Source organism: Pectobacterium polonicum (genome assembly GCF_005497185.1).
GTDB classification, from domain to species: Bacteria; Pseudomonadota; Gammaproteobacteria; order Enterobacterales; family Enterobacteriaceae; genus Pectobacterium; species Pectobacterium polonicum.
The window spans coordinates 1-12,030 of sequence record NZ_RJTN01000002.1 but is presented as its reverse complement, the minus strand read 5'-3'; the positions used below and the strand labels follow the sequence as shown (position 1 = coordinate 12,030).

Sequence of the window (12,030 nt, the reverse complement as noted above, 5' to 3'; positions counted from 1 at the left end):
ATCGGCTACAGAATGCCATAAGATGAACGCCTTCGCGCGAAGAATCATCCGCTTTACGCTATCGTTGTCGTGCATATCGTGCTATTTCCCTCTGCAAAATAACATCGGTCAGAGATCATATCCTTTTATGAATTTATCATTCAGTTACACTGAGTCGCTGTGAATACGTTATCCATTAGTAATAACAGGGTTCGATACCTTCTACCGGATCGCAGGAAAGATGAAAATACATAATATAACCCGCCCTGCGCCGTTTTCTTCTCCCCGTCCACCGCTAACCAGTGGCGCAAAAAGCGCCGCGTCCGCCATAGATCGCTACCACCGCTGCCCGGAATGCGATGCTGTTTTTACGCTCCCCCAGTTGAAGCGGAACCAGACAGCAAACTGTCCACGCTGTGATGCCAAAGTCAGTTCAGGCAGAGACTGGACCATTTCTCGCCTTGCTGCAATGGCCGTCGCCATGCTGGTACTCATGCCTTTTGCCTTCACTGAACCGTTGATCAGCATTCGTTTGTTGGGCGTCACGATTAATGCCAGCCTGTTTGAAGGTATTTGGCAAATCACCCGGCAAGGACACCCGCTCACGGCAAGTATGGTCGCCTTTTGTACCGTTGGCGCACCGCTAACGTTAGTTTTTTCGCTGTTATACCTGTTTTTTGCCCCCCGAATCGGTATGAACCTGCGCCCCATTCTGCTGATGTTACAACGGCTAAAAGAGTGGATGATGTTGGATATCTATCTGGTTGGTATGGCCGTTGCCGCGATCAAAGTCCGTGAATTCGCGGATGTTCAGGCGGGTATCGGGCTCGTTGCCTTTCTAGCGCTGATGATCTTAAGCCTGTTGACGTTGATCCACTTAAATACCGATCAGCTTTGGCAACGGTTTTATCCGCGCCTGAGGCCGCTCATCTCTCCAGATCGCTACCGAATCTGCCTTTCCTGCCATTTCACCAGTTCGCCTGACAGCCGAGGACGCTGCCCCCGTTGCCATATTCCGCTTCGTTTACGCCAGCGTCAGAGCTTGCAGAAATCCTGGGCGGCGCTGATTGCCTCTATAATTTTACTGTTACCCGCCAACCTGTTGCCCATATCGATTATTTATGTCAACGGTGCACGCACGGAGGATACGATCTTTTCCGGTATTCTTTCGCTTGCATCAGGCAATATTCCGATCGCCATGGTGGTTTTCATCGCCAGTATTCTGGTGCCGTTTACTAAGGTTATAGTGCTGTTCAGTCTGCTGGTTAGCATCCATGTCCAGTCGGAAGGCAATATAATGATGCGCATGAAGCTGCTGCGCGTTATCCGTTGGATCGGGCGCTGGTCCATGCTCGATTTATTTGTGATTGCCCTGACGATGTCACTCGTCAACCGCGATCAACTCCTCGCTTTCACCATGGGGCCTGCGGCTTTTTACTTTGGCGCGGCGGTGATTCTCACTATCCTTGCCGTTGAATGGCTGGATAGCCGACTGATGTGGGACAACACTGATGTGGAATAACAATGCAAGATAATACGTCTGGGACACCAACCGAAGCGACCGTGAAAAACAAGCGTCGCCTATCGCCATTTTGGCTGCTGCCGCTGATTGCGCTGATGATTGCTGGTTGGCTGATTTACACCAATCAGCAGGAGCGCGGTGCGACGGTTACCATTGATTTCGTCTCCGCCGACGGGATTGTCGCCGGACGTACGCCTGTGCGCTATCAAGGTGTCGAAGTCGGTACCGTGCAAAATATCAAACTGAGCGAGGACCTGCGCACCATACAGGTCGAAGCCAGCATCAAAAGCGATATGAAGGAAGCGTTGCGCAGCGGCACGCAATTCTGGTTGGTCACACCAAAGGCCTCTCTCGCCGGGGTTTCAGGGCTAGATGCGCTGGTGGGCGGTAACTATATCGGCATGATGCCCGGTTCGGGTGAGGCGCAGGAACACTTTTCTGCGCTGGATACACAGCCCAAATACCGCGTTAACACCGGAGAATTGCTGATTCATCTTCACGCTGACGATCTCGGATCGTTGAATACCGGCTCGCTGGTTTACTACCGTAAAATTCCGGTGGGGAAAGTTTACGATTATACGGTTTCTCAGGATCGTCGCGGTGTGATGATTGACGTGCTGGTTGAACGCCGTTTCACCCACCTGGTGAAAAAGAATAGCCGTTTCTGGAATGTATCCGGTTTTAATGCAGACATCAGCGTCAGCGGCGCAAAAATTGAGATGGAGAATCTGGCGGCGCTGGTCAACGGTGCAATTGCCTTCGATTCGCCAGAAGAAAGTGAGGATGCGGGCGCCGAGCAATCCTACCGTCTCTATCCCGATCTGGCTCAAAGTCAGCGTGGAGTGAAAATCACGCTGGATTTACCTTCCGGTGACAGCTTATCCGAAGGCCGTACGCCGCTGATGTACCAAGGGTTGGAAGTCGGCACGTTGAACAAAATCCTCTTAAATCCGGACGACGGCAAGGTCAGCGGGGAGCTGATCATCGATCCTTCCGTGGTGTCGTTGATGCGCGAAGGTACGCGTATTGAACTCAGCAAACCCCAACTTTCGCTCAGCGACCTGAATGTGTCACGTCTGCTAAGCGGTCCCACGCTGACATTACTCCCCGGTGAAGGCGAACCACGTCAGCATTTTGACGTGCTGGATAGCGGACAACAGCAGCTCGCCCAGCCCGGCGCGCTTTCTATTCAGCTCACCGCAGCACAGAGCTATGGCATTGATAGCGGTCAACCCGTGCTGCTGCACGGCGTACAAATTGGTCAGGTCGTGAAACGCACACTGGATGAACAAGGCGTCATCTTCATTCTGGTGATCGAGCCACGTTATCGCCAGTTATTGCACCGCGACAGCAAATTTATCGTTAACAGCCGTGTGAATGTGAAGATGGGGCTGGATGGGATTCAAGTGCTGGGTGCCAGCGCGCAAGAATGGGTCAGCGGCGGTATTCAGGTTTTACCCGGCAGCAAGGGCGAGATTCAGGCACGTTACCCGCTGTTCAGCGATCTCGAAAAAGCCGAGGAAGGCATTCGCGGTTCCACCCCCTCGCCGACCCTCACCTTGGTAACCGACAGTCTACCGGATATTCAGGATGGCTCCATCGTGCTGTACCGTAAGTTCCAGGTAGGTGAAATCATGCGAGTGCGGCCGAAGGCGGATACCTTTGAAGTTGAGGTTTATATTCGCCCTGAACACCGCAAACTGCTGACGGAAAACAGTGTGTTCTGGGCTGAAGGCGGGGCCCGCGTGCAGTTGAATACCTCAGGTTTGACTGTGCAAGCCTCCCCGCTGAACCGAGCGCTTAAAGGTGCGATCAGTTTTGATAATCTGGAAGGTGCACCGGAAATTAAAGGCGGCAAACGCGTCCTCTACAACAACGAAACGGCGGCGCGCGCCGTGGGGAGCCGCATCATTCTGCGTACTTACGATGCCAGCAAACTCGCACCAGGGATGCCGATCCGCTATCTGGGCATCGATATCGGCCAGTTAGATTCGCTGAAATTGTCCGAACAGCGCAACGAAGTTTTGGTGCAGGCGGTGCTCTACCCCGAATATGTGCGTAATTTCGCTCGTTCCGGGACGCGTTTTTCCGTCGTCACGCCAGAAATTTCCGCCGCTGGAGTGAATCATCTGGAAACGCTATTCCAACCTTATATCAACGTCGAGCCGGGCAATGGCAGCGTGACGCGTAATTTTGAGCTTCAGCAGGCGACTATCTCTGATTCCCGCTATCAGGACGGCTTGAATATCAGCGTTGATGCGCCGGAAGCAGGCGCATTGCAGGTCGGTACGCCAGTGCTGTTCCGCGGCATTGAAGTCGGTACAGTCACTGGGCTGTCGCTAGGCACCTTGTCGGATCGTATCGCAGTGTCGCTGCGCATCAGCAAACGCTATCAGCATCTGGTACGCGATAATTCCGTCTTCTGGCAAGCTTCTGGCTACAATCTGGAATTCGGATTGGTTGGCGGTGTCATTAAGAGCGGAACCTTCCAGCAGTTTATTCGCGGCGGTATCGCTTTCGCCACTCCCCCTAGCACACCACTCGCGCCTAAGGCACAGGAAGGAAAACACTTCTTGCTAAGGAACGAAGAGCCTAAAGAGTGGCGGCAATGGGGTACGGCGATCCCCAATCCCCCGGATAATTAACGTTCAGCACCTAACAGGGCGGCGATAGTCGCCCTGTCGTTTTCACGCTATCGATGAAAGATCCGTGCTACACTCCGCCGCTTCTTTCTCCTCGTTTTACTGAATAACCGGTACGGAACCACGTCGTGGCAAAATTTACCCCAGCCAATCTGCCTGCTGAATTTCTCGACACAATGCGGGACATTATGCCTTCATCACTTTCGATGGAGGATTTCATTGCCGCCTGCCAGCGCCCGCTGCGCCGGAGCATCCGCGTTAATACGTTAAAAATCAGTGTTGATGCCTTTCTACAGCTCGTGCAACCTTATGGCTGGCAGCTTGAACCGATTCCCTGGTGCCTGGAAGGTTTCTGGCTACTGAATGCAGAAGAGGAAAATACGCGGTTAGGCAATACATTGGAGCACTTGAGCGGGCTATTTTACATTCAGGAAGCCAGTTCCATGCTTCCCGTCAGCGCCCTGTTCCATCGTAATAATGCGTTGAGAACTATTTTGGATGTGGCCGCGGCGCCGGGCTCCAAGACGACGCAGATCGCAGCACGACTGAATAACGAAGGCGCTATCGTTGCCAACGAGTATTCAGCCAGTCGGGTAAAAGTGCTGCATGCCAACATCAGCCGCTGCGGCGTCAGCAATACCGCGATTACGCACTTCGATGGGCGTGTTTTCGGCGCGGCGCTGCCAGAATATTTTGATGCGATACTGCTGGATGCCCCGTGTTCAGGAGAAGGTGTAGTGCGTAAAGATCCGGCGGCGATGAGCCACTGGTCGCAAGAGAGTATTATCGACATTGCCGCTACGCAACGCGATCTGATTCTGAGCGCATTTCATGCTCTGAAGCCCGGCGGGGTGATGATTTATTCCACTTGTACGCTGAACAGGCAGGAAAATCAGCAGATCTGTCATTGGTTACAGGCGCAATTCCCTGATACCTGCGAGTTTGAGCCGTTAGACGACCTCTTCACCGACGCCCAACGCGCCACAACGGAAGAAGGCTTTTTGCATGTCTTCCCACAAATTTACGACAGCGAAGGCTTCTTTGTTGCCCGTTTACGTAAAACCGCTAGCGTGCCACCGCTGCCACGTCCGAGTTATAAAGTCGGCAAATTCCCGTTCTCTCCCGTCCCCCCCAAAGACCGTATGTTACTCACAGAGGCCGCGCGTAAACAGGGTATTCACTGGGGTGAGACGTTGCTCCAACTGTGGCAGCGCGATAGCGAGATTTGGCTTTTCCCTGCGGCACTTGCCTCCGCTTTTGGCAATATCAAATTCTCACGCATTGGTATTAAGCTCGCCGAACGCTTCCCCAAAGGCTTTCGTTGGCAGCATGAAGCGGTTGTTGCACTGGCCGATCCACGTGCGGACAATGCCTACGCGCTTAACGAGCGCATCGCCTGCGAGTGGTTTCAGGGTAAAGACAGTTACCCAGACCCGCTTCCTACTGCGGATGAGCTGATCTTAACTTACCAGAATACGCCCGTTGGCCTGGCAAAACGCATCAGCAGCCGGATAAAAAATAGCCTGCCACGCGATTTAGTTCGGGATGGTGCCTCTTCCGCACGGCCCCCTGCTAACGAATAAATGCGCTTTCTGCATCAGGTGGCGATAAAACCACCTGATGAGCCGCTCAGCCTCCCTGTCCTTACTGATTTTCATCTACAATTACCCTGACAGATAGAGAAACTCAGTAATATCTGGAGAGAGACATGTTTGCGTTAGTGATATTTGTTTGTTATCTCGGGCATGGCTGTGACGATTTGGTCGTCGGTGCCTACAACACTGAAGCACAGTGTCTACAAGCGATGGACGAACAGCGTCTGCGTCGCGCTGGCTGCTTCCCCATTGAAACGTATATTGATGGCTTCTGGGTTCCTGCCCAAGAGTACGCTGATTTCTAATTCTCTCATCGGCACGCGCTACCAATCCTTCATCTGATTATCTATTCCTATTATTGCCCAACTAATATATTAGTTGATTGATTATATTAGAGTTTAGGTTCACTATTCTCAGTGGTTTGGTCTTCTGCTAGCGAAACCATGCCGCATGGTTTGTTCATCAGGGCTTCTATTTAATAATTATGCCCTAAATAATTCGAGTTGCATGACAAAACGTGAGCGTTTTGAACAACGCTCTGCGCTGGTCCTTTAGGACAAGGCCGCCTGGCCTTGTAACGCGGCAACCGCGCGAGTCCCCAGGAGCTTACTCAGGTAAGTGACTGGGGTGAGTAAGGGCAGCCAACGCACAAGCAGCTTGAAGTATGACGGGTATATCACGTGACGGATTACACATGACCTCATTATCAACACCATCATTACTATTATGGGCGACACTGGGATGCGCCTTATACACCACCCCCGCTTTTTCCAGTAAATTCGACAACAAAACTTTCACTGAAGTGCAGACATTAGCCAATCAGAACGATGCTGAAGCACAGAACGCTCTGGGTGACAGGTATTATGATGGCGAGGATGTAAAACAGGATTATCAGCAGGCAATCAGTTGGTATCAAAAAGCGGCTGAACAAGGTAATCCTGATGCCCAATACAGCCTTGGCTATATGTTTGATAAGGGAAAAAGCGTTCAGCAGGATTATGCACAAGCCGTCATCTGGTACACCAAAGCGGCCGAACGGGGCGATGCCTGGGCACAAACCAATTTGGCTTACTTGTATGAAACTGGAAAAGGTGTTCCACAAGATTATGCCCAAGCAAGAGTCTGGTACACCAAGGCCGCCGAACAAAACCATTCCCGCGCGCAAACAAATTTGGGCGATCTGTACTACGACGGAAACAGTGTGCCGCAAGATTACGCGCAAGCAAAAGTTTGGTATATCAAGGCCGCCGAGCAAAATTATGCCCGTGCTCAAGCTAATCTGGGCTATTTATATGAAAACGGGAAAGGCGTTCCACAAGATTACACTCAAGCTGCGGTCTGGTACACCAAGGCTGCCGAGCAAGAGAATGCCACGGCACAAAATAATCTGGGGCGTCTCTATGAGAAAGGAAAAGGCGTTCAACAAGATTATGCTCAAGCCCTAGCCTGGTATACCAAAGCAGCAGAACAAGAAGACGCCGATGCACAAACCAATCTTGGCTATTTATATCAAAATGGAAAAGGCGTTCCGCAAGATTATTCTCAAGCAAGAGTCTGGTACACCAAGGCTGCCGAGCAAAATCATGCCCGTGCTCAAAATAATCTGGGCGATCTGTATTACAACGGAAACGGTGTTCCACAGGATTATACTCAAGCAAGAGTCTGGTACATCAAGGCCGTCGAACAAAATTATGCCCGAGCTCAGACTAATCTGGGCTATTTATATGAAAACGGGAAAGGCGTTCCACAAGATTATTCTCAAGCCCTAGCCTGGTATACCAAAGCGGCAGCACAAGAAGACGCCGATGCACAAACCAATCTTGGCTATTTGTATGAAACAGGGAAAGGCGTTCAGCAAAATTATGCTCAAGCCATCGCGTGGTATCGCAAGGCCTCTGAACAAGGACAATTCCATGCGCAATACAATCTGGGGGTCGCTTATGATAAGGGAAAAGGGGTCAAGAAAGATCCCGTCCAGGCCGTAATCTGGTACACCAAATCCGCCGAACAGGGTTATGCGTGGGCACAATTCAATCTCGGTGTAGTTTATTACAATGGACAAGGTGTTAAGAAGGATAATACTCAAGCCATAGCCTGGTATACCAAAGCTGCGGAACAAAACTTACCGAATGCGCAATATAATCTTGGCCTTATGTATTATGAGGGAGAAGGAGTTCCTCAAGATAATACGTTAGCCCATACCTGGTTTTCGATTGCGCTGGCAAACGGGAAAAGTGAGGCATACCAAAAGGTCATGACACTCACACTAAAAATGCAGCCCGAAGAATTACTGAAGTCACATAATAAACTCACCGAGTTTAGAGAAAAATTCTCAATACCTGACCCCGTTATTCCCTAATAGGTTATCGCAAAATATCGATCAGGGCGGTGATGCTACCGCCCTCACCTCATTTTCAACGTCACCTTCTCATCGACATACACCAAAACCGCGCATACCAAAGTGAAAGTGATTTGCGTGCACGGCGTTATATTCCGGCCCCAGAGCGTTGCCGAAAAAACGACAGCTTTCCCTGAATATGGTGCGTAAATAGCTGCCGCGATCGTCCGTGGACGACCACTGATTCAGGATGCTAACCTGTCGGCCATCAGAGAGCCGAAAAGCGGCAATATCCCACGCCTCTGCCGTTGCATGTTCACTCAGACGCCCTTCTGGCCGGTGATACACATTTCGGCAGGCGTAGCTGCCCATATGGTCGATACGTGCCAGTGATGTACCAAGAGATTGCGCCTGCGGCACCGCGACCTGCGTCACAAACATGGTGCTACTCAGCGCCAGCGGGCAACTGGCGAGAAAACTGGAACTCAGCGTGACCGCGCCAAAACTTTGCACCCGAACAGGCGAGGCTACCGGGCATTGCCCACGAATAGCATTGGCTTCGGAAAATCGCAGCCGTCCATTTTTCTGAGCCAGCTTCAACACCGCCAAACAGGCCTCAGGGTCGCTGGCGACAGACTTCATTTTTAGTCGAGTAATAAACGTAGGTGGATCATCGACAGACAGCGGAGAAAAGGGATCGTAACCGGGTGGGAGCTGGCGTTGAACCCAGGGTGCCAGGGCAATGAGCGCCCCCAGCATCGCAGCAAATATCACCCATCCCCGCATCAGTATCATCCCCCGGTTATTTTTTTCTCCTGAACAATATTATGCTATTAATGCGAATTCGGCCGGATTCATCCCCAGTGATATCCCCGCTTCGACGATTTTCTGCCACTCCTGATCGGACAGATAAATACCGTCAGCGCGGCGTTGGACCTGAGACAACATCTCTGGCTCACCGGCGATTAAAATAGGCTGCGTCGAATCGGGAGCCGTTGAAGACCGGACGTAGTCCAGCATCGCATCATATTCTTTTTGCAACCACGCCATGGAAACCATGCTGGTGGGATCGATGACAATCGTCGTCATGTTATTCACTATCGCTCCCTGACGTGTATTCTCCGGCTGAATAGTTCCGCCACCGGAAAGCAGCCCGGCCAGCATTTCAGCCGCTAAAATCAACCCGCCGCCTTTATGTTTCGCAATCGGCTTCAATGCCCCTTGCTTTTCGCCTTCCCACATGACTTTCGGATCGTTAGTGGAAACACCATTGCAATCCAGCATCACCTCTTCATCAAACGTTTTGCCTGCCAGATACGCAACGCGGGTTTTCCCCAGCGCCACCACGCTGGTGGCAAAATCCAGAACAAAAGCCGCATTGTGCTCTGTTGGCGGGAATGCAATACAGATCGGGTTTGTTCCGAAGCGTGCTTCACTGCCACACCAGGGAGCCACGATCGGGTCAAGATCGTTAACATTGACAAAGTGTATCGAAACAAGCCCGGCGTCTGCCGCCATTTCCCCATAGGTGCCGATGCGCCCCAGGTGACAGGTCGACGATAGAGTCATTAAACACACTCCCGTCGTTTTCACCCGCTCAATAGCCGCCTGCATCGCTTCTTTACCCGTGCGCTGACCAAAACCACGATCGCCCGTAAATTGCAGCACAGCCCCACTGTCACGCAGTAAACGTACCGGCGTATTCGGGTGCATAATCCCTTTTCTGATGAACTCCACATAGTGCGGCAACATCCCTACACCATGGCTGTCATGCCCTTTTAGGTTAGCGGCCACAAGGTGTTCAGTGACAATACGAGCTTCATTTTCTTCACATCCTGCTTTCTGCAATACGCTTTGCATCGTCGCCGTCAGACGATTGGCTGAAATCTGCATATCTCTTCCCTTCATCTACTGATTTATTGTTCACAGATTTCATCCTACCGCGGAACAGGAATGAATGGCATAGCGAATAATGAACAATATTTTTGAAAAAGAAAAACAAATCTCTCTGATATTCATTTCAACCGAGGAGGACTATCATTCAACACATCAAGTAAAAATGCCTAGTTAACCTAATAAACCGTGAAGGAATGAATCATGAAAAACATCAAAAATTTTATCGCAGTTATCGCACTCTCTACCCTGTCCTTCGGTGCTTTCGCTGCACAAGAAATCGCGACCGTATCCATTAGCGGTGCAAAATCCTTAGATTCTTTCGAAGCTCAGGTCGCTCAAAAAGCCCAAAAAGCGGGTGCGTCGTCATACCGCATCGTTTCTGCTACTGGCAACAATCAATTACGCGGCACCGCGATTCTGTATAAATAATTTACACCAGACGTCAGGGAGCCTCAGGGCTCCTCCGTCGTATTTTGCTCAGCAACAACCTTGCCAATCTTTATACACCTCATCTCATAATGGTTTTGTTGATACAGTCAAGTACCATCAGCAAGATATTTATTTTTAGTTTCAATCATTAAATAAATACTGTAGCGTTATTCCAGAAGAAGAAATTCAGTTTATCGTTGAAAAATAGCTGGTTTTTCTGCCTACCGGATGCAATAAAAGATATTCATATAATAAAGGGAGAGGAGTTATGTCCGTTCGCTATGCTATCGCTGATGAAGCTGAACGTTTATGGCTAATTAGGAATGAGGCAATACGTTCGGGATGTCAGGAAGTTTATGATAATGAAACCATCATGGCATTCACACCCGATACTATGCCTGAAGGCTATCGACATGCCATCATTAACAACCCTTTTTTCGTCATTGACGACGCAATACTTTCCCTCCCTGTCGCAACGGGTTTTCTTGATATAACAAATAATAGTGTTGAAGCTATTTTTACCTTACCGAACTACCAGAATAAAGGACTTGCCACAAAAATTCTGGAGGCGATAAAAAGTGAAGCAAGAACGCGTGGAATAACGGCGCTAACATTGTCCTCAACACCTAATGCCGTCGTATTTTACCAAGCGAATGGATTTAGCATTGATAAACACGGAGAATACTATTCTGGCTCTGCCAAGAGATATCTCCCGTGTGTTGAAATGTCACTCGATATGGGCCTATATACCCCAAATAATTCGAGTTGCAGGAAGGCGGCAAGAGAGGGAGTCCCGATGAGCTTACTCAGGTAAGTGATTCGGGTGAGTGAACGCAGCCAACGCACCTGCGGCTTGAAGTATTACGGGTATATCACATATCCTAAAGCGGATTAAATCATAGTGATGAGGTCGAAGTAGCAGAAAGTCTGCAAGTCATTATGAGCTATATACCCTAAATAATTCGAGTTTCAGGACAAACGTTAACGTTTAAACAACGCAAAGCGTTGGCCCGATAGGTCAAGGCTTATTGATAAGCCTTGTAACGCGGCGAATGAGATAATCCCGATGAGCTTACCCAAGTCAGTGATTCGGGTGACCGACAAACTAGCCAGAGGCAGGTTTGAACGCTGTTTGCAGCGGCCCCAAGGGGGTGGAGTAGCGAAGCCGACGCACATGCAACTTGAAGTATGACGGGTATAAACAAAAAACCCCAGCTTTACGCTAGGGTTTTTTGGTGCTTTTCTTGGCTGCTCCGGCTTAAACCATCATCGCTATCGCAAGAGAAACATTAATTCAATTTGGCGTATTACAGCGCAACTTGATTACAGTGCAACAACGTTGCCAGCTGATGGGCCTTTCTGACCATTTTCAATGGTGAACTCAACCTTTTGGCCTTCGTCCAGCGTTTTGAAATCGTTGCTCTGAATAGCAGAGAAATGTACGAATACATCTTTGCTACCGTTGTCAGGAGTAATGAAACCAAAACCTTTACCAGCGTCAAACCACTTTACTAAACCAGTCATTTTGTTAGACATAGAAATTACCTTAATTTTTTATAGCGCCTTCCGGCAAATAGGGCCTGTGCACAGAATTTAATTAGCAACAATAAGGAGGCTCAAAAGAAGGGA

At 50.0% G+C, this 12,030-nt stretch carries 10 protein-coding genes; 7 read left to right on the top strand and 3 right to left on the bottom strand.

The genetic code is table 11. The features are described from left to right. Nucleotides 1-220 precede the first annotated feature (220 nt). From yebS to EDI29_RS02350, 5 genes are all read left to right on the top strand, one after another. Entirely contained in the window at nucleotides 221-1,501 is a 1,281-nt protein-coding gene (gene yebS, locus EDI29_RS02370; protein WP_137739566.1) for a membrane integrity lipid transport subunit YebS, read from the top strand. Nucleotides 1,502-1,503: 2 nt separating this feature from the next. Beyond that, nucleotides 1,504-4,146, top strand: coding sequence for a PqiB family protein (locus tag EDI29_RS02365; protein WP_137739565.1), 2,643 nt, complete (start codon nucleotides 1,504-1,506; stop codon nucleotides 4,144-4,146). A gap of 125 nt (nucleotides 4,147-4,271) precedes the next feature. Then, on the top strand, nucleotides 4,272-5,726 hold the full coding sequence (rsmF, locus tag EDI29_RS02360; protein ID WP_137739564.1) for a 16S rRNA (cytosine(1407)-C(5))-methyltransferase RsmF: 1,455 nt from the start codon (nucleotides 4,272-4,274) through the stop codon (nucleotides 5,724-5,726). 125 nt (nucleotides 5,727-5,851) lie between these two features. Further along, nucleotides 5,852-6,043, top strand: a complete 192-nt coding sequence (locus tag EDI29_RS02355) for a YdfD/YebW family protein (RefSeq protein ID WP_137739563.1) — start codon at nucleotides 5,852-5,854, stop codon at nucleotides 6,041-6,043. Between the two features lie 389 nt (nucleotides 6,044-6,432). Continuing rightward, nucleotides 6,433-8,097, top strand: a complete 1,665-nt coding sequence (locus tag EDI29_RS02350) for a tetratricopeptide repeat protein (RefSeq protein ID WP_167494468.1) — start codon at nucleotides 6,433-6,435, stop codon at nucleotides 8,095-8,097. 69 nt (nucleotides 8,098-8,166) lie between these two features. Here EDI29_RS02350 and EDI29_RS02345 read toward each other — a convergent pair whose 3' ends face one another. Together EDI29_RS02345 and EDI29_RS02340 are read right to left on the bottom strand one after the other, a co-directional pair. Continuing rightward, entirely contained in the window at nucleotides 8,167-8,862 is a 696-nt protein-coding gene (locus tag EDI29_RS02345) for an extensin-like domain-containing protein (RefSeq protein WP_137739561.1), read from the bottom strand. A gap of 39 nt (nucleotides 8,863-8,901) precedes the next feature. Continuing rightward, on the bottom strand, nucleotides 8,902-9,969 hold the full coding sequence (locus EDI29_RS02340) for a malate/lactate/ureidoglycolate dehydrogenase (protein ID WP_137739560.1): 1,068 nt from the start codon (nucleotides 9,967-9,969) through the stop codon (nucleotides 8,902-8,904). Nucleotides 9,970-10,173: 204 nt separating this feature from the next. Here EDI29_RS02340 and EDI29_RS02335 point away from each other — a divergent pair, with 204 nt between their 5' ends. Both EDI29_RS02335 and EDI29_RS02330 read left to right on the top strand, forming a co-directional pair. After that, nucleotides 10,174-10,401, top strand: a complete 228-nt coding sequence (locus EDI29_RS02335) for a YdgH/BhsA/McbA-like domain containing protein (protein WP_137739559.1) — start codon at nucleotides 10,174-10,176, stop codon at nucleotides 10,399-10,401. A 268-nt stretch (nucleotides 10,402-10,669) separates the two neighbouring features. Further along, the gene (locus EDI29_RS02330; protein ID WP_137739558.1) at nucleotides 10,670-11,215 is read left to right on the top strand and encodes a GNAT family N-acetyltransferase; all 546 of its coding nucleotides are present in this window, start codon (nucleotides 10,670-10,672) and stop codon (nucleotides 11,213-11,215) included. A 509-nt stretch (nucleotides 11,216-11,724) separates the two neighbouring features. Here EDI29_RS02330 and cspE read toward each other — a convergent pair. Continuing rightward, nucleotides 11,725-11,937, bottom strand: a complete 213-nt coding sequence (gene cspE / locus EDI29_RS02325; RefSeq protein WP_005967874.1) for a transcription antiterminator/RNA stability regulator CspE — start codon at nucleotides 11,935-11,937, stop codon at nucleotides 11,725-11,727. Between the last annotated feature and the right edge of the window lie 93 nt (nucleotides 11,938-12,030).